The sequence below is a fragment of the Microbispora sp. NPDC046973 genome (genome assembly GCF_040644495.1).
Lineage (GTDB): Bacteria > Actinomycetota > Actinomycetes > Streptosporangiales > Streptosporangiaceae > Microbispora.
This window is the reverse complement of record NZ_JBEYWQ010000017.1, coordinates 118,675-134,225: the sequence shown is the minus strand read 5'-3', so window position 1 is coordinate 134,225 and position 15,551 is coordinate 118,675. Positions and strand designations below refer to the sequence as shown.

The window sequence follows — 15,551 nt, the reverse complement described above, 5'->3', positions numbered from 1 at the left end:
CGTGAGTGACCAAATCACCTACACCCATCCCGACGTGCTGACCATCGGCGTCCGCCAGGGCTGGGCCGACCCGCAAACTGACCCCACCCGGATCGACTGGGCGCCTCGTCAGGCCCGCGCCGCGATCCCGTTTCAGCTGATCGACGGCCGTCCGGTCAACCCGTGTGAGCGCACCGGCATCCGCTACGGCCGCAACGAGCTGGGCCACTGGGGCGAAGCCCTCGCCGCTGACGCCATCGTCACCGCCACCGACCACGACGGGCATCACTGGCTGGTCATGGTGGAGCGCGGCGACGGCCACGGCTGGGCGCTGCCCGGCGGGCACGTCGATCCCGGCGAAGACCCGGTGCACGCCGCGATCCGCGAACTGCACGAAGAGACCGGACTGACCGGCATCACCTCGCCCTGGGAGGCGCTGCCGCCGCGGTATGTGCCCGATCCCCGCGCCAGCGACGAGGCATGGATGGTCACCGTCCCGGTCCGCACCCACCTGGGCACCTACCACCGCGACCACCTGCCCACCGTGGTCGGCGCCGATGACGCCGCCCGCGCCGCCTGGGTCCTGGCCGACACCTACAACGACCTCGTCCACTACCTGGCGCACGCCTACGGCGGGAAGGTCTTCCCGGCCCACCGCGGCATGCTCTCTGAGGCCTTGACCCCCAGCGCTGCGGCTTCAATCAGCAGGGGGCAGCGGTGAACAGTTCGCGGTCGCTGATCACGCCGTCAGATGTCGATGCGTCTGCGCTGGCCGACCTTTACGAGCAAGCGGCTCTGGTGCGGGCTGAGCTGGCCCGGGTGGACGCCAAAGCGGGTCTGCTGCTGTCGTGGGCGGGCGCCGCGCTCGCCGTCGTCATCACCGTGACGACCGCGGCGACCTCCACCACCCGTATGCCCGCGGTGGCGCTGGCCGGCCTGTGGGCTTCGGCTGGCCTGCTCGGCGTGGCGGTCGCGGTGCTGCTGCTGGCCGTCCGCCCGCGCATCCCCCGAATCGGCGGCACCGGCTTCGTCGTCCACGCTCGTGCCGCCTCCCCGGCCGCGCTCCTGCACACCCTCACCACCACAGATGCGGCCGGCCACGTGGCCGCGGATGTGTGGCTGCTGTCCCGCCTGGCCGTGACCAAGTACCGGCGCCTGCGCCTAGCCGTAGATCTGCTCATCGTCGCGCTACTGGTCCTGGCCGCCGCGCTGCTCGCCGCTTAGCTCCCCTCGATCTCAACCAGTCACACAGAAAGGAAGCCCCCGCAATGGCACGGGATGAATACGAGGACTACCAGGTCGTTGCCTGGTGCGTGCCGTGCGGATGGTCCACCGACGACCCCGCTGACACCGTGTGCGACTGCCCCGGCGGCGTCCCGCACTGCTGACCCCCGATCCCGCCCACCTGTGACAAGGAGTTCCCGCATGAAGTCTCAGCGTCCGATCTGCGGCACCTGCCGCGGCTACCGCACCGTCGGCGTCCTCAAGTCTGCCAAGCGCGGCGGCCAGACCGTCACCATCGAGACCCGCCAGACCTGCCCCACCTGCGCCGGACGGGGCGAACTGTGACCCCCACCGCCGGCACGACCGAGGCGCCCGAGACCTGCCCCGACTGCGACGGCGAGCGCCAAGTCCTCACCGCGATGGTGCTCGGCCGCGGCCTGCGCCGCCGCACCGTCGAGCAGTACGCCGCCTGCCTCACCTGCGACGGCACCGGAACCCAACCCTGCACCGAATAACCGTGATCATTCATCAGCCCGACCGTCAGGCGGTCACCCGAGCTTGAGCCTCGGGCGGGCACGCCGCACCCCCGCTGTCCCCCTTGCGACATCAGGAAGGAGACCCACTCGTGGGAGACCAGGAGATCAACAACTGGCGCGCAGCTCAGAGGAGGTACCTCAAAGAGGAGCGCAAGGCATCCCGCCGCGGAGAGTTCGACGGCCCCTCGGCCCCCGGCAAGGCGTACCTCAAGGCACTGAGGCGTCGCGTCGAAGCAGACGAGCAGCTCAGCCCCGAAGACATCGCCGCGATGCAGCAGTGGGGCCTCTGAGATGACTGCGCGCGAGGAGTTCCCCGTCTACGCCTACCGCTGCTGCACCTGCAACGGCACCGGCATCGACGCCGACAACCAGCGGTGCCGCGACTGCGACGGCAGCGGAATCGACAACCACAACTGATCACACACGGATGCGACGCCTCCACGGGGCGGCCTGAGCTTGCCGGCACTGCCGTCCCGCGGGGCGTCTCCCTCGCCTCTCAGCAAGGAGCTACCAGTATGCGCCACCTTCGCCCTGTCACGCCCGTACTCGGGTCCGGTCGGGCCTGGCTGCCGCCCGGCACCGCCTCCACCTGGGTCTGCCGTTGCGGCGGGATCAACCCCCGCACCTCGACCACCTGCGCCAGGTGCGGTAAATGAGCACCGGCCACTACCGCACCTGCCCCACCTGCAACGGCTTCTGCTCCACCGGCCTCGATCCCAACCGGCGCCGCGTGCCCTGCCGGACCTGCAACGCCACCGGCCGCATCTACGTCCGGGGCCGCAAATGAGCCGCTACCAGGTGCAGGTCACCGAGACCTACGCCCCTGGCGGACAGCGCCCCTGGTCCACCGTCCGCCGGGTGCTGGCCGTGGAGTCCGGGCCGTGCCTCGCTCCGGTCCTCGTCCGGCTCGGCCACCTCCGGCGCCGTATCGCCTGCGGGCGCCGTCTCTCGCTCGACAAGCAGTGCCGCAACTGCTGCCCCCGCATCGTCGTCACCGAGGTAAGGAGGATCACCGCTTGAGCGCGCCTACGCCGCTCGCTGAGCTGGTCGGGCCGGTCATCCGTGACCTGGCCCGCCGCTCGGGCAAAGACCTCACCCGCTGGCTCGACCAGGTCGCCCGCCTGCGCGGCTGCACAGAACCCGTCCGCCTCACCGGCGAAACCCTGACCGTGGATGCCGGCACGGGCGAGGTCCTACACACCTACACCACCAGCAACGAGCCGCACGGGCAGCTTCTCGTCCGCTGCGGCAACCGCCGCGCCTCCCGCTGCCCCTCCTGCGCCGAGCTCTACCGCGCCGACACCTTCCACCTGATCCGCGCCGGCCTGATCGGCGGCACCAAAGGCGTCCCCGAAACCGTCCGCACCCACCCGCGGGTCTTCGCCACCCTGACCGCCCCGTCCTTCGGTCCCGTCCACCGCGGCCCCGGCAAGAACGGCGCCCCGCAGGTCTGCCATCCCCGCCGCTCGGGGCCTGCCTGCTTCGACCGCCACGCGGCCGACGACCCTCGCATCGGGCAACCCCTCGACCCCGACAGTTACGACTACGTCGGGCATGTGCTGTGGAACGCCCACGCTGGGGACCTGTGGCGCCGCTTCACCATCTACCTGCGCCGCCACCTCGCCGGCGCCGCCGGCATGTCACAGGCGGCGTTCAACCGGCAGGTCAAAGTGTCCTTCGCCAAGGTCGCCGAATACCAAGCCCGCGGCGTCGTCCACTTCCACGCCATCATCCGCCTCGACGGCCGTCCCGACGATCCCGAGGACACCACCCCGATCCCGCCGCCGGACTGGGCGACCGTGCAGCTCCTCGACGGTGCGATCCGCTCGGCCGCCGCGTCGGTCTACATCGACGCCCCCGACCTCGGCCAACCTACCCTCGATCTCCGCTGGGGCGATCAGGTAGATGTCAAGCTCATCAACCCCGCCGACCTCGACGGGGAAGGCGATCAGCTCACCGAGCAGAAGGTCGCCGGCTACGTCGCCAAGTACGCCACCAAGGCCGCCGAATCCGCCGGCACCCTGGACCGGCGCATTCGCTCCCACGACCTGATCCACCTGCGCGACAAGGGTGCCAGCGAACACGCCGCCCGGCTGATCCGAACCGCCTGGACCCTCGGCGACCCCGTCACCCATCCCGAACTGCTGGTTCTCAAGCTGCGTAAGTGGGCGCACATGCTCGGCTTCCGCGGCCACTTCTCCACCCGCTCCCGGGCCTACGCGACCACCCTCGGCAAGATCCGGCAGGAACGGGCCGACTACCGCCAAGCCCAACTCCGCGAAACCGGCTGGGCCTACGACCCCGACACCACCCTCGTGCTCGCGCACTGGACCTTCGCTGGCCAGGGCTACACCCCTGGCGAATCCCTGCTGGCAGGACACCTCAGCGATCAACCGCCGAAGGAGGAACCACGATGACGCGGCCCCTCAGCGAGCCCGCGCTGTACCGCGTTCCCGACGCCGCCCGCGTGCTCGGCCTCGGCAAGACAAAGATCTATGAACTGATCCGCGGCAAGCGCCTGCGGTCGGTCACCGAGGGCCGTACGCGACTCATTCCCGCCGAAGCGATCACCGAATACCTGACCCTGCTCGAGAAGGAAGCCGAGGAAGCCGCCTGATGACCAAGCGCCGTAGCCGCGGGGATGGCGGCCTGCACTGGGACGAGGCGCGTCAACGCTGGATCGCCTCGGTGACCGTTGGCTACACCCCACAGGGCAAGAGGATCGTGAAGAAGGCCAGCGGCAAGACCAAGACCGAGGCCAAGACCAAGCTCAAGGCGATTATCCGCGATTACGAGGACGGTCTCCTCGTCGCCTCGACCGGTTACACGGTGGCGGACGCCGTACGGAACTGGCTGGAGTTCGGGCTGAGCGGACGCGACCGCGGCACCCTCGACAAGTGCACGATCCTGGCGAACAAGCACGTGATCCCTGCCCTGGGCGCACGGAAGCTCGTTGATCTCACTGCCGACGACGTTGACCGCTGGCTGGCGGACAAGTCGAAGGAGCTGAGCACACGCAGCCTCCGGGAGGTGCGCTCGATCCTCGTCCGTGCGGTCTCTCGCGCTCAGGCCCGGGACAAGGTCAAGCGCAACGTGGTCATGCTGTGCGAGATCCCCAAGGGCAGACAGGGGCGCCCGTCGAAGTCGCTCACGCTCGACCAAGCCGAAGCCGTGCTCGCGGCGGCCGAAGGAACGAGCATGAACGCCTACATCGTGGTCTCACTCCTGACCGGCGCCCGGACCGAGGAGCTGCGCGCGTTGACCTGGTCACATGTGGACTTGGAGGGCGAGCCGCCGTCAATCATGGTGTGGCGATCCGTCCGGGCCGGCGGGGACACGAAAACCGAGAAGTCTCGCCGGACGCTCGCCATGCCGAAGCGCTGTGCGGACGCGCTCAAAGCTCACCGTGAGCGGCAGACCGTCGCGCGCAAAGCGGCTGGCGCCCGATGGCAGGACCATGACCTCGTCTTCGCCTCCGCGGTCGGGACTGCCCTCGACTCGCACAACGTCCGGCGTGCCTTCCGCAAGGTGGTCAAGAAGGCGGGACTGAATGAGAAGGAGTGGACGCCCCGGGAGATGCGGCACAGCTTCGTCTCACTGCTGTCGGCCAGCGGCGTGCCGATCGAGAACATCTCGCGCCTGGTGGGTCATAGCAACACGAAGGTCACTGAGACGGTCTACCGCAAGCAGCTCCGTCCGGTGCTCCTGGAGGGGGCCGAGGCGATGGACGACCTCTTCAAGCCGTAGTCACTCAGTTAGTCACCCAGAAGATCAAAGAGGCCGGTCCCGCTAGGCGGAACCGGCCTCTGTCGTGGTGGAGCTATGGGGATTTGAACCCCAGACCCCTTCGATGCGAACGAAGTGCGCTACCGGACTGCGCTATAGCCCCAACGACCTCGACTAGATTAGCAAACTCTGCGGGGTGTTCGCGCCACCCAATCAGTCTCCGGCCGCGCGGCGCCCGTCGGCGTACTGGTCGAAGACCTGGACGCGCTTGCGCGCCTCGAACTTGATGATCTCCGCCTCGCGGGCCGCCTCGGCCAGGGCACGGCGGCGTTCCCGCCGGCGGCGCAGCTGCTCGGCCCGCGCCCGGGCGGCCTTCTCCCGCTGCTCCCTGTCCGCGCGTACGGCCACGCGCAGCACGGCGAGGTAGCCGACGAGGAGCACGCCCGAGGGAGCGACGGCCCACCAGGGCATCACGCGGACGGCCGCGGTGACCACGGAGGCCAGCACGAGCAGGATGCTCCACAGGAGCCGCCGCCGGCGCCGGGCGAGGATCCGGGCACGACGGTGGGCGGCGACCCGGCGGGCCCGCGCGTGCCGCTCCGCCGCGATCTGGTCCGGCGTGACTGCCTCGGCGCCCGGCGCAGCGGCGGAGGACGCGGCGGGGTCGGCGGAGTCCGCGGACGCGGCCGGCGGGGTGACGACGGTGTCGGCGTCGCCGCCGTCCGCGTCACCGCTGCCGTCGGAGTCGCCGGAGGCGTCCTCGGTGGCGGCGGCCTCCGAGGAGTCGTCGGCGGCGGGCGGCTCGGACAGCGTGGCCCCCTCCGCCTGCTCCTCGAACAGCTCGTCGTCGCTGTGCCGGTCCCGGCGCAGCCACATGGGCAGCAGGACGCTGAGCCACATGACGACGATGGCGAGGTAGAGCAGGGCGCTACCCATGCGCCCACCCCCGCGCCCCCGGAAGAAGGGCATGGTGAACACGTCCGTGGCCCTGGGTCGGCGGAGAGGTGTTCACGTCACGCACCGTAGGACTGTGTGTCACTGAATGACGAGCATTCAGTCCGGTGTGTCGCGAGATCGTCAAAGCTCTTCATGTAATTCGATCCCGAGGAAGTCGCGTGCTCCTCACAGACCACGCGGCTCGACGGGCTCGACCGGCCGGTCTCGCGATATCCACCTGGGCCGTCCCGGGCCGGATGATCGTGGCACGGCCGGGGCCGGTCAGCCGGCCGGTGTGCTACGGGAGATCAGCCCTCGAAATACACGGTGGCGAACCGGTACGTGGTCTTGCCGTTCTCGTCCCCGTAGTGCGTGCGACCGGTCATGACCGCGCCGGGCTTCGCCTGCCATTTGTGGCTGCTCTCCGTGTACTGACCGGTGGTGACCCTCGCTCGTCGCCGTAGTGCGAGCGGCCGGTGAGCACCTGGTTCGGCGGGCAGGTGAACGGGTCGATCCACTCCCGGACGGTCTCGGTGCGGGCGGGCACGATCTGGATCTTCACCGCCTCGGCGGACGCGGATGCGGGGGCGCCGCGGTCACGGCCGCCGAGGCGGCCGGGCACAACCGCCGGCCCCTACCCGGGGCTGGACTCGCTGCGGCGGGCGGCCGAGTTCACGGTGCGGCGCCACTGGACGAGCAGTCCGCGCGGCACGTCCTCGACGGTCAGCGCGTAGCAGATGTGGTCGCGCCATGCGCCGTCGATGTGCAGTTGACGCCGGCGGATGCCCTCCTCGCGGAACCCGAGCTTCTCCACGACCCTGCGGCTGGCGTGGTTCTCCGGCCGGATGTTGGCCTCGAGCCGGTGTAAACCGGTCGTGAAGAAGCAGTGGTCCACCGCCATGGCGAGCGCGGTCGGGATGATGCCCCGTCCGGCGAGCGCGCCGTCGACCCAGTAGCCCACCTGCGCGGAGCGGGCCGACCCCCACACGATCGCCCCCACGGTGAGCTGCCCGGCGAACCGTCCCTCGTACGTGACGACCCAGGGCATGGCGAGCCCCTGGCGGGCCTCGCGGCGCAGCGTGCCGACCATCGAGACGTACGGCCCGAGGCCGGTGCGGAACAGCGGGGTCTCGGGGTTGCTCGGCTCCCAGGGGCGGAGCCATTCGGCGTTGCGCAGCCGGGTGTCGCGCCAGTCCCGTACGTCACGCAGACGCAGCGGCCGCAGCCCGACGGGCCCCTCGGCCATGGATGCCGGCCAGCCGCGAAGTCGATCCATTCGTCAATCATCCACCGGAACACGGTCAACGCGCCACGCAGGACGCGCCTCTGCCACCGCGGGCTCCTCAGCGCGCATGGTCGCCGCCGTGGATCTGGTCGACGACGTGGGCCAGGATCGGGGTCAGCACGGCCATGCCGTCCCGTACGCCGCCGGAGGACCCCGGCAGGTTGACCACCAGCGTCCTGCCGGCCTGCCCGGCGAGGCCGCGGGACAGGATCGACGTCGGCACCTTCTCCCGGTTGACCTGGCGTATGGCTTCGGCGATGCCGGGGATCTCCCGGTCCAGCACCCGGCGGGTCATCTCCGGGGTGAGGTCGAGAGGCGTCACCCCGGTGCCGCCCGTGGTGACGATCACGTCGTAGCCCGCGGCGACGCCCTCGCGCAGCGCGGCCTCGACGGCGTCCCCGTCGGGGACCACGCGGGGCCCGTCCACCTGGTCGCAGCCCGCCTCCTTCAGGAGGGAGGCCAGCAGGGGCCCGGAGCGGTCCTCGTAGACGCCCGCGGACGCCCTGTTGGACACCGTCACCACCAAAGCGCGCACGCCCTCACTCCTGTCCGGACCGCGTCCAGTGGCCCGTCTTGCCGCCCGTCTTCTCTTCGACCCGGACATCGGTGATCACCGCCGCCGGGTCCACCGCCTTGACCATGTCCACCAGCGCGAGCGCCGCGACGGTGACGGCCGTGAGCGCCTCCATCTCGACGCCCGTCCTGTCGGCCGTACGGACCCGGGCGGTGATCTCCACGCCCTCGTCCACCACGGCCAGGTCGACCTTCACGCCGGTCAGGGCGATCGGGTGGCACAGCGGCACGAGGTCGGGGGTGCGCTTGGCGCCCATGATCCCGGCGATCCGCGCCACGCCGAGCGCGTCGCCCTTGGGCACGTCCCCCGCGCGGAGCACGGCCACCGCCTCCGGCGACAGCAGCACCCGGCCGGTCGCGACGGAGGTGCGGGCGCTGACGTCCTTCTCGGAGACGTCCACCATCCGTGCGGCGCCCGACTCGTCCACGTGAGTCAGCTTCATAGCGGTATCACCTCCACCTCGGCGCCCTCGGGCAGCGAGGTCACGTCTTCCGGCACCACGATCAGCGCGTTCGCCCCGGCCAGCGCCGCGAGCTGGTGCGAGCCCTGCCGGGTCACCGGCGCCACAGTCTCCCCGGCCAGCACGGCCCGCAGGTACGACCGCTTCCCCGCCGGAGAGCGCAGCGGCGCGGTCGTGGTCGCCCGTACGGCCGGGGGCGGCCCGGCCGGCAGGCCCTGCATCGCCCGCAGGGCCGGCTTGACGAAGAGCACGAACGACACGAACGACGAGACCGGGTTTCCCGGCAGCGTGAAGATCGGCACGCGGTCGGGCCCCACGACGCCGAAGCCCTGCGGCATGCCCGGCTGCATGGCGACCTTCTCGAAGGTCACCGTCCCCAGCGGGGACAGGGCCTCCTTGACCGGCTCGTACGCCCCCATCGAGACGCCACCGCTGGTGATCACGGCGTCGGCCCGCAGGAGCTGGGCGTCCAGGGTGTCCATGAACTCCTTGGGGTCGTCGGTCACGGAACCGGCCCGGAACCCCTCCGCCCCGGCCTCGCGTACGGCCGCGGCGAGCATGAAGCTGTTGGACTCCCAGATGCGGCCCGCGCCCAGCGGGGTGCCTGGCTCGGCGAGCTCGGCACCCGTGGACAGCACGACCACCCTCGGCCGGGGCCGCACCAGCACCCGGCGCCGGCCGACCCCGGCGAGTATCCCGACCTGGGCGGGCCCGATCCTGGCGCCCTCGCGGAGCACCACGTCGCCCGCCCGCACGTCCTCGCCCGCCCGCCGGATCGCGTTGCCGGACGGCGCCGGCCTGTCGATCCGTACGCGGGCGGTGCCGCCGTCGGTCCACTCCACCGGGACGACGGCGTCGGCGCCGGCGGGCAGGGGCGCCCCGGTCATGATGCGGGTGACCAGGCCGGGGCCGAGGGCGTTCAGCCCGCCGTCCCCCGCCGCCACGTCCCCGATCACGGGCAGCGTGACGGGCGCGGCGGCCACGTCCTCGGCCCGTACGGCGTAGCCGTCCATCGCCGAGTTGTCGAACGGCGGCAGCGGGACGGGCGAGGCGACGTCCTCGGCCAGCACGGCGCCGAGGGCGGCCTCGATCTCGACCTCGAGCGGTGCGAGCGGTCGCACCGCCGCGAGGATGTCGGCGAGATGGCGGTCGACGGGCTTCATCGGCTCACTGTCCGGACTTGTTCAGGAACTCCCGCAGCCAGGGCAGGAACTCGGGGGCGAGGTCGTCCCGGTTCGCGGCGAACTGCACCACGGTCTGCAGATACTCGAGCTTGTTGCCGGTGTCGTAGCGACGGCCGCGGAACAGCACGCCGTGCACCGGACCGCCCTCCTCCGGGCCCAGCGAGGCCAGGGTGCGCAGGGCGTCGGTGAGCTGGATCTCGCCACCGCGCCCGGGCGGGGTGCGCTCCAGCACGTCGAACACGGCGGGGTCGATCACATAGCGGCCGATGATGGCCCAGTTGGAGGGCGCCTCGTCGGCCGGGGGCTTCTCCACGAGGTCGGTGACGCGGACGACGTCGTCCTCGTCGGTCGGCTCGATGGCGGCGGCGCCGTACAGGGAGACCTGCTCGCGCGGCACCTCCATCAGCGCGACGACGCTGCCGCCGTAGGTCGCGCGCACCTCGATCATGCGCTTGAGCAGCGGGTCGCGGGGGTCGATGATGTCGTCGCCGAGCAGGCAGGCGAACGGCTCGTGGCCGACGTGCTGCTTGGCGCACAGGACGGCGTGGCCGAGGCCCTTGGGCTCGCCCTGCCGCACGTAGTGCATGGTGGCGAGGTCGACGGGCTCCTTCACCTGGTTGAGCCGCTCCTCGTCGCCCTTGGCGCGAAGAGCGTCCTCCAACTCGTACGCTACGTCGAAGTGGTCCTCGATCGAGCGCTTGTTGCGGCCGGTCACCATGAGGACGTCGAGCAGCCCGGCGGAGACGGCCTCCTCCACCACGTACTGGATGGCCGGCTTGTCGACGATGGGCAGCATCTCCTTGGGGGTCGCCTTCGTCGCGGGAAGGAATCGGGTGCCGAGACCCGCGGCGGGCACGACGGCTTTGGTCACGGGATCGAAGTCAGCCATGAGTAGACACTAACGGAGCAGTCTTTGGACAAGATGAACCTGCGTCGGCGTATCCTGCGCGGCCGGTCGGAACTGGACCCCGGGACGCTGCGCGAGTCGTCGGCGGCCGTCAGGGAGTTACTTCTCGACCAGCCGTGGGTGCAGATGGCGGGGCTGGTGGCCTGCTACTGGTCGACCGGCACCGAGCCGTCCACGCAGGGGCTGATCCTGGCCCTGTGGAAGCACGGCGCCACGGTGATCCTGCCGGTGCAGCGCCCGGACGGCGAGCTCGACTGGGCGGTGTACGACGGCCCCGACTCGCTGGCCCCCGGCCCGAACGGGATCATGGAGCCGGTGGACGTCCGGCGCGGCGTCGACGCGATCCGGACCGCCGCGCTGGTCATCGCGCCGGCCCTGGCCGTGGACCGGGTCACCGGCGTACGGCTCGGCCGCGGCGGCGGCTTCTACGACCGGGCGCTCGCCCGCGTCGGGCCGAACGTGCCGACGGTGGCGCTCCTGCACGAGGGCGAGCTGATCGAAGGAGTTCCCGCGGAGCCCCACGACCAGCGCGTACGCTTCGCCGCCCTCCCGAGCGGAATCAGCCGATTGGTACAGATGTGACAAGATTGGCCTAAGAGACGGCGAAGGGAGCGGATGGGTCTGAACGTCTGGCTGCTCCTGTCCGCCGCCGTCGTCATCGCGGCCATCGCGTCCGTTCGGATCGCGCACCGCACCGGCCTTCCCGCGCTCCTCATCTACCTCGGCCTCGGCTTGCTGCTCGGCGAGGGCGGCATCGTCGGCATCAACTTCGACAACGCCCAGACGGCCCAGCAGCTCGGCCTGGTCGCGCTCGCCGTGATCCTGGCCGAAGGCGGTCTCACCACCAACTGGACCCACGTACGCGACGCCGTGCCGACCGCGCTCGTGCTCGCCACGGTGGGCATCGCGATCAGCGTCATCGTGCTGGCGGCGACCGTCGCGGCCCTGCTCGGCATGGAGTGGCGGATGGCGCTGCTGCTCGGCGCGTTCCTGGCGTCGACCGACGCGGCGGCCGTGTTCTCCGTGCTACGGCGGCTGCCGCTGCCGCCCCGGCTCGCCGGGATCCTGGAGGCGGAGTCGGGCTTCAACGACGCCCCCACGGTCATCCTGGTGATGATGCTGAGCGCGGGCGCGTCCCGGACGCTCTCCCTGCCGTCCGTCGCGCTGGAGACGGTCGCCGAACTGGCCATCGGCGCGGCCGTCGGGCTCGCGGTCGGCCCCGCAGGCGCGTACGCGCTGCGCCGGGTCGCGCTGCCCGCCTCCGGCCTCTACCCGATCGCGGTCCTGGCGCTGGCGTTCGTCACCTACAGCGGGGCCGCGCTGCTGCACGGCAGCGGCTTTCTCGCGGTCTACCTGACGACGCTGATCCTGGGCAACGCCCGTCTCCCCCACCGCGCCGCCACTCGCGGATTCGCCGAGGGCGCCGCCTGGCTCGCCCAGATCGGGCTGTTCGTGATGCTCGGCATGCTCGCGGACCCGCGCGAGCTGCCCAGCGTGATCGTCCCGGCCCTGGTGTCGGGCCTGCTGCTGGTCCTGCTCGCCCGCCCGGCGTCGGTCCTGGTTTCCGGCGTGGTGGTGCGGCTCCTGCGGCTCGGCTCCCTGTCGTGGCGCGAGCAGGTGTTCCTGTCGTGGGCCGGACTGCGCGGCGCGGTCCCCATCGTGCTGGCCGCGATCCCCTGGGCCGCCGGCCTGCCGGGGGCGAAGGGCCTGTTCAACGACGTGTTCATCATCGTCGTCGTGTTCACGATCCTGCAGGGGCCCACGTTGCCGTACCTCGCCAGGCGGCTCGGCCTGGCGGCGGAGGGCGAGGCCCGCGACCTCGACGTGGAGGCCGCACCGCTGGAGGAGCTGAACGCCGACCTGCTGCAGATCCGCATTCCGCCCGGCTCGCTCATGCACGGCGTGGAGATCTTCGAGCTCCGACTGCCCGCGAACACCATGGTCACGCTCGTGGTGCGGAAGGGGCAGTCGTTCGTGCCCACGCAGACGACCCGGCTCCTGGCCGGTGACCAGATTCTCGTGGTCACCACGGCCGCGCAGCGGGAGACGGTCGAACGCCGCCTGCGTGCCGTCAGCCGCCGCGGCAAGCTCGCCGGCTGGTACGGCGAACGCGGCGGCTGACCTCCGTCGCCCGGGGTTGCTTCGCGTGAGCGGATCGCGGTGCGTGCGAATGGGACGGCGCGGGGCAATAAACCGGGCTGGAGTGGCGTTTGGGCTTGTTGATTGCCTACCATTAGCAATCGACCCGGTCGAGTGCCAGTCTCAGGAGGAGCGAGTGCCTACCTACCAGTACGCCTGTACCGCTTGCGGTGAGCAGCTGGAGGCCGTCCAGAAGTTCTCTGACGACCCGCTCACGGAGTGCCCGGCCTGCCAGGGCAAGCTGCGCAAGGTCTTCTCCGCCGTTGGCATCGTGTTCAAGGGCTCCGGCTTCTACCGGACCGACAGCCGTTCGTCGAGCTCGTCGACGACCACGTCCACCACGACGACGTCGTCCGCGAAGTCGTCGGGCGACTCGGGCAAGAAGGAGCCCGCGACCTCCACGAGCTCGTCGAGCACCTCCTCCTCGAGCACGTCGTCGTCCGGCTCCACCGCCGCCGCCTGAGGTTATCCACAGGGGCCGACGGGGCGCGGCGGGTGTGCGGCGCCGTTCGCTAGTGTCGGCCCATGGTCAATCGCGCAGACATCGGGGTCATCGGCGGTTCGGGGTTCTACTCCCTGCTGGAGGACGCCGAAGAGATCGACGTGACGACGCCGTACGGCCCGCCGAGTGACTCGATCACCGTGGGCCGCATCGGCGAGCGGACCGTCGCGTTCGTCCCACGGCACGGCCGCGGCCACACCTTCCCTCCCCACCGCATCCCCTATCGGGCGAACATGTGGGCCCTGCGGTCCCTCGGCGTCCGCCAGGTGCTCGCGCCCAGCGCGGTCGGGTCCCTGCGCCCGGAGATCGGCCCGGGCGCTCTCGTGATCCCCGACCAGCTCGTGGACCGCACACAGGGCCGTGAGCAGACCTACTACGACACGGGCGGGGCCGTTCACGTGTCGTTCTCCGACCCCTACTGCCCCTCCGGCCGGGCGGCCGCCGTGGCCACGGCGCACGAGACGGGCTGGGACACGGTCGACGGCGGCACCCTGGTCGTGGTGGAGGGTCCCCGGTTCTCCACCCGGGCCGAGTCGAAGTGGTTCGCGGGGGCGGGCTGGTCGATCATCGGCATGACCGGGCACCCCGAGGCCGTGCTCGCCCGCGAACTCGCCCTCTGCTACACGACGCTCGCCCTCGTGACCGACCACGACGCCGGTGTGGAGGCCGGCGAGGGGGTCACCCACGAAGAGGTCCTGGCCTTCTTCGCCGCCAACGTGGAGCGGATGCGCACTCTGGTCGCGCAGGTCGTCGAGGCCCTGCCGCAGGAACGTCCCTGCCCCTGCGGCAACGCCCTCGACGGGATCAAGCTGCCGATCGAGCTCCCCTGACGTGAGATGGCCATGCGTGATCTGAGGCGGCTGACGGCGCGCCGTCGCCGTCCGATCGCCGCCGTTCTCGCCGGTCTCGCGGTGGCCTGCGTGCTGCTGGCCGTCCGTTCCCCTGACGGGGTGGAGGTCCTCGCCGCCGCCCGCGACCTCACCGGCGGCCGCCTGGCCGCCTCCGACCTGGTGGTCGTGCGGCTCCCGCCCGACACGGTGCCCGCCGGGGCGTACACGCCGGGCGCCCCGGTCACGGGCCGCGCACTCGCCGGTCCGCTACGCCGCGGCGAACTCCTCACCGACGCACGGCTGCTCGGCCCGGGCCTGTTCCGCCAGACCCTCACCGGGCAAGCGTCCGGCGGGTCGGCCGGCGGCGGCCCGGCCGCGCAAGCGGGGGCTTCGGCCGCGGAGCCGGGGTTGGTCGCGACGCCGGTCAGGATCGCCGATCCCGACGCCGCCCGCCTGCTGTCGCCGGGAGACGTGATCGACGTCCTGGCGGCCTTGGAGGACGGCCCTTTCCAGGCCCGGACCGTCGCCCAGGAGGTGCGGGTGATCGCCCGGCCATCGGGCCGTACGGACGGCGGCGCGCTGCTCGTGCTGGCCACGACCCTCGGCCAGGCGGCCGAGCTCGCCCAGGCCCAGGCGCAGGGCAGGCTCTCGGTGACCATCCGTCCCCACTGATCGGCCGTGTCCGGGCGGGGACGCCGATCAGGCGGTGCTCGCCCCGGCCTGCCGCCAGGCCCGCTGGTCACGCGTGACCTGCTGGAGCATCTCCTTGAACCCGGCGTAGCGCTCGGCGCCGAGGGCTTGTTCGTGCCGCTCCTCGATGGCGGCGAGAATGGCGCGCGCCTTGGTGATCTCGTCGATGCCACGCTCGGTGGGGACGATGAGCTTGGCCCGGCGATCGGCGGGATCGGGTTCACGGGTGACGTAGCCGAGCCTGACGAGCTCGTCGAGGATCGTGCCGATGATCTGCTTGTGCTGGCCCGACCGGGCCGCGAGGTCCGTCGCGCGCACGCCTTCTGGATCCAGGAACGCCAGCACCGTCCCGTGCCGCGGGCGCACGTCGGGGTGCCCCTGCTCGGCGAGGGTCTCGAACAGCTCCTCCTGGAGAGCGCGCATCAACTGGCCGGCCAGCATGCCGATGTCTGGAACCCTCACCGTCCACCGTTCTCTTCAGAATTAATCACGATCATTGACTATCACTAATCTTGATTATAGTGTCGTGCTCGGAACACGCACAGCCCATCCAGGAGAACAGACGGCGAGGAGATCATG

General features: G+C 71.2%; 24 protein-coding genes and 1 tRNA gene. 16 read left to right on the top strand and 9 right to left on the bottom strand.

What is annotated here, in order from left to right; genetic code table 11:
• The first annotated feature begins 1 nt into the window (after window position 1).
• The 11 genes from ABZ860_RS28035 to ABZ860_RS27985 all read left to right on the top strand — a co-directional run bounded on the left by ABZ860_RS28035 (window position 2) and on the right by ABZ860_RS27985 (window position 5,486).
• Entirely contained in the window at window positions 2-700 is a 699-nt protein-coding gene (locus ABZ860_RS28035; protein ID WP_357225527.1) for an NUDIX domain-containing protein, read from the top strand.
• Window positions 697-1,203: a Pycsar system effector family protein gene (locus ABZ860_RS28030; protein WP_357225524.1), complete on the top strand. Its 507-nt coding sequence runs from the start codon at window positions 697-699 to the stop codon at window positions 1,201-1,203. Before ABZ860_RS28035 ends, ABZ860_RS28030 begins: the two co-directional genes overlap by 4 nt.
• A gap of 201 nt (window positions 1,204-1,404) precedes the next feature.
• Window positions 1,405-1,548, top strand: coding sequence for a hypothetical protein (locus ABZ860_RS28025; protein WP_357225521.1), 144 nt, complete (start codon window positions 1,405-1,407; stop codon window positions 1,546-1,548).
• Window positions 1,545-1,718 (top strand): hypothetical protein, encoded by a 174-nt coding sequence (locus ABZ860_RS28020; protein WP_357225520.1) that lies wholly within the window; start codon window positions 1,545-1,547, stop codon window positions 1,716-1,718. Before ABZ860_RS28025 ends, ABZ860_RS28020 begins: the two co-directional genes overlap by 4 nt.
• Before the next feature lie 110 nt (window positions 1,719-1,828).
• Window positions 1,829-2,029 carry a hypothetical protein gene (locus tag ABZ860_RS28015; protein WP_357225517.1) on the top strand — a complete coding sequence of 67 codons (201 nt, stop codon included), beginning with the start codon at window positions 1,829-1,831 and terminating at the stop codon, window positions 2,027-2,029.
• A 1-nt stretch (window position 2,030) separates the two neighbouring features.
• On the top strand, window positions 2,031-2,156 hold the full coding sequence (locus ABZ860_RS28010; RefSeq protein ID WP_357225515.1) for a hypothetical protein: 126 nt from the start codon (window positions 2,031-2,033) through the stop codon (window positions 2,154-2,156).
• A gap of 235 nt (window positions 2,157-2,391) precedes the next feature.
• Window positions 2,392-2,526, top strand: a complete 135-nt coding sequence (locus ABZ860_RS28005; protein ID WP_357225512.1) for a hypothetical protein — start codon at window positions 2,392-2,394, stop codon at window positions 2,524-2,526.
• Window positions 2,523-2,759 carry a hypothetical protein gene (locus ABZ860_RS28000; RefSeq protein WP_357225510.1) on the top strand — a complete coding sequence of 79 codons (237 nt, stop codon included), beginning with the start codon at window positions 2,523-2,525 and terminating at the stop codon, window positions 2,757-2,759. Before ABZ860_RS28005 ends, ABZ860_RS28000 begins: the two co-directional genes overlap by 4 nt.
• Window positions 2,756-4,156 (top strand): replication initiator, encoded by a 1,401-nt coding sequence (locus ABZ860_RS27995; protein WP_357225508.1) that lies wholly within the window; start codon window positions 2,756-2,758, stop codon window positions 4,154-4,156. Before ABZ860_RS28000 ends, ABZ860_RS27995 begins: the two co-directional genes overlap by 4 nt.
• A complete protein-coding gene (locus ABZ860_RS27990) occupies window positions 4,153-4,356 on the top strand; it encodes a helix-turn-helix domain-containing protein (protein WP_357225506.1) in 204 nt (67 codons plus the stop codon). The genes ABZ860_RS27995 and ABZ860_RS27990 overlap by 4 nt, the downstream gene beginning before the upstream one ends.
• Complete coding sequence (locus tag ABZ860_RS27985; protein ID WP_357225504.1) at window positions 4,356-5,486, top strand: site-specific integrase; 1,131 nt, start codon at window positions 4,356-4,358, stop codon at window positions 5,484-5,486. The genes ABZ860_RS27990 and ABZ860_RS27985 overlap by 1 nt, the downstream gene beginning before the upstream one ends.
• 65 nt (window positions 5,487-5,551) lie before the next feature.
• Here the strand turns inward: ABZ860_RS27985 and ABZ860_RS27980 are convergent.
• From ABZ860_RS27980 to galU, 8 genes are all read right to left on the bottom strand, one after another.
• A tRNA-Ala gene (locus tag ABZ860_RS27980) sits at window positions 5,552-5,628 on the bottom strand.
• A 50-nt stretch (window positions 5,629-5,678) separates the two neighbouring features.
• Window positions 5,679-6,401, bottom strand: a complete 723-nt coding sequence (locus ABZ860_RS27975; protein ID WP_357225502.1) for a hypothetical protein — start codon at window positions 6,399-6,401, stop codon at window positions 5,679-5,681.
• A gap of 308 nt (window positions 6,402-6,709) precedes the next feature.
• Window positions 6,710-6,919, bottom strand: coding sequence for a hypothetical protein (locus ABZ860_RS27970; protein ID WP_357225500.1), 210 nt, complete (start codon window positions 6,917-6,919; stop codon window positions 6,710-6,712).
• Between the two features lie 116 nt (window positions 6,920-7,035).
• Complete coding sequence (locus tag ABZ860_RS27965; RefSeq protein WP_357225497.1) at window positions 7,036-7,677, bottom strand: GNAT family protein; 642 nt, start codon at window positions 7,675-7,677, stop codon at window positions 7,036-7,038.
• Between the two features lie 67 nt (window positions 7,678-7,744).
• On the bottom strand, window positions 7,745-8,221 hold the full coding sequence (locus tag ABZ860_RS27960) for a MogA/MoaB family molybdenum cofactor biosynthesis protein (protein WP_357225496.1): 477 nt from the start codon (window positions 8,219-8,221) through the stop codon (window positions 7,745-7,747).
• A gap of 4 nt (window positions 8,222-8,225) precedes the next feature.
• Entirely contained in the window at window positions 8,226-8,702 is a 477-nt protein-coding gene (gene moaC / locus ABZ860_RS27955) for a cyclic pyranopterin monophosphate synthase MoaC (protein ID WP_142566122.1), read from the bottom strand.
• On the bottom strand, window positions 8,699-9,883 hold the full coding sequence (glp, locus tag ABZ860_RS27950) for a gephyrin-like molybdotransferase Glp (RefSeq protein WP_357225493.1): 1,185 nt from the start codon (window positions 9,881-9,883) through the stop codon (window positions 8,699-8,701). The genes moaC and glp overlap by 4 nt, the downstream gene beginning before the upstream one ends.
• Window positions 9,884-9,887: 4 nt before the next feature.
• Entirely contained in the window at window positions 9,888-10,793 is a 906-nt protein-coding gene (gene galU, locus ABZ860_RS27945; protein WP_357225491.1) for a UTP--glucose-1-phosphate uridylyltransferase GalU, read from the bottom strand.
• 33 nt (window positions 10,794-10,826) lie between these two features.
• Here galU and ABZ860_RS27940 point away from each other — a divergent pair, with 33 nt between their 5' ends.
• The 5 genes from ABZ860_RS27940 to ABZ860_RS27920 all read left to right on the top strand — a co-directional run bounded on the left by ABZ860_RS27940 (window position 10,827) and on the right by ABZ860_RS27920 (window position 14,954).
• Complete coding sequence (locus ABZ860_RS27940) at window positions 10,827-11,393, top strand: 5-formyltetrahydrofolate cyclo-ligase (RefSeq protein ID WP_357225617.1); 567 nt, start codon at window positions 10,827-10,829, stop codon at window positions 11,391-11,393.
• A gap of 33 nt (window positions 11,394-11,426) precedes the next feature.
• Entirely contained in the window at window positions 11,427-12,932 is a 1,506-nt protein-coding gene (locus ABZ860_RS27935; protein WP_357225489.1) for a potassium/proton antiporter, read from the top strand.
• Window positions 12,933-13,086: 154 nt separating this feature from the next.
• The gene (locus ABZ860_RS27930) at window positions 13,087-13,413 is read left to right on the top strand and encodes an FmdB family zinc ribbon protein (RefSeq protein WP_357225486.1); all 327 of its coding nucleotides are present in this window, start codon (window positions 13,087-13,089) and stop codon (window positions 13,411-13,413) included.
• A 62-nt stretch (window positions 13,414-13,475) separates the two neighbouring features.
• Window positions 13,476-14,282 carry an S-methyl-5'-thioadenosine phosphorylase gene (locus ABZ860_RS27925; RefSeq protein ID WP_357225485.1) on the top strand — a complete coding sequence of 269 codons (807 nt, stop codon included), beginning with the start codon at window positions 13,476-13,478 and terminating at the stop codon, window positions 14,280-14,282.
• 12 nt (window positions 14,283-14,294) lie between these two features.
• Window positions 14,295-14,954 (top strand): SAF domain-containing protein, encoded by a 660-nt coding sequence (locus tag ABZ860_RS27920; protein ID WP_357225482.1) that lies wholly within the window; start codon window positions 14,295-14,297, stop codon window positions 14,952-14,954.
• Between the two features lie 27 nt (window positions 14,955-14,981).
• Here ABZ860_RS27920 and ABZ860_RS27915 read toward each other — a convergent pair whose 3' ends face one another.
• Window positions 14,982-15,434, bottom strand: a complete 453-nt coding sequence (locus ABZ860_RS27915; RefSeq protein ID WP_357225480.1) for a MarR family transcriptional regulator — start codon at window positions 15,432-15,434, stop codon at window positions 14,982-14,984.
• Window positions 15,435-15,551: the final 117 nt, after the last annotated feature.

What these genes read in the sequence shown, in the direction of transcription:
- ABZ860_RS28025 (WP_357225521.1), top strand. Translation starts at nt 1,405, where the DNA reads ATGAAGTCTCAGCGTCCGATCTGCGGCACCTGCCGCGGCTACCGCACC.
- ABZ860_RS28010 (WP_357225515.1), top strand. Translation starts at nt 2,031, where the DNA reads ATGACTGCGCGCGAGGAGTTCCCCGTCTACGCCTACCGCTGCTGCACC.
- ABZ860_RS28005 (WP_357225512.1), top strand. Translation starts at nt 2,392, where the DNA reads ATGAGCACCGGCCACTACCGCACCTGCCCCACCTGCAACGGCTTCTGC.
- ABZ860_RS28000 (WP_357225510.1), top strand. Translation starts at nt 2,523, where the DNA reads ATGAGCCGCTACCAGGTGCAGGTCACCGAGACCTACGCCCCTGGCGGA.
- ABZ860_RS27990 (WP_357225506.1), top strand. Translation starts at nt 4,153, where the DNA reads ATGACGCGGCCCCTCAGCGAGCCCGCGCTGTACCGCGTTCCCGACGCC.
- ABZ860_RS27985 (WP_357225504.1), top strand. Translation starts at nt 4,356, where the DNA reads ATGACCAAGCGCCGTAGCCGCGGGGATGGCGGCCTGCACTGGGACGAG.
- ABZ860_RS27975 (WP_357225502.1), bottom strand. Translation starts at nt 6,401, where the DNA reads ATGGGTAGCGCCCTGCTCTACCTCGCCATCGTCGTCATGTGGCTCAGC.
- ABZ860_RS27965 (WP_357225497.1), bottom strand. Translation starts at nt 7,677, where the DNA reads ATGGATCGACTTCGCGGCTGGCCGGCATCCATGGCCGAGGGGCCCGTC.
- moaC (WP_142566122.1), bottom strand. Translation starts at nt 8,702, where the DNA reads ATGAAGCTGACTCACGTGGACGAGTCGGGCGCCGCACGGATGGTGGAC.
- glp (WP_357225493.1), bottom strand. Translation starts at nt 9,883, where the DNA reads ATGAAGCCCGTCGACCGCCATCTCGCCGACATCCTCGCGGCGGTGCGA.
- galU (WP_357225491.1), bottom strand. Translation starts at nt 10,793, where the DNA reads ATGGCTGACTTCGATCCCGTGACCAAAGCCGTCGTGCCCGCCGCGGGT.
- ABZ860_RS27940 (WP_357225617.1), top strand. Translation starts at nt 10,827, where the DNA reads ATGAACCTGCGTCGGCGTATCCTGCGCGGCCGGTCGGAACTGGACCCC.
- ABZ860_RS27935 (WP_357225489.1), top strand. Translation starts at nt 11,427, where the DNA reads ATGGGTCTGAACGTCTGGCTGCTCCTGTCCGCCGCCGTCGTCATCGCG.
- ABZ860_RS27925 (WP_357225485.1), top strand. Translation starts at nt 13,476, where the DNA reads ATGGTCAATCGCGCAGACATCGGGGTCATCGGCGGTTCGGGGTTCTAC.
- ABZ860_RS27920 (WP_357225482.1), top strand. Translation starts at nt 14,295, where the DNA reads ATGCGTGATCTGAGGCGGCTGACGGCGCGCCGTCGCCGTCCGATCGCC.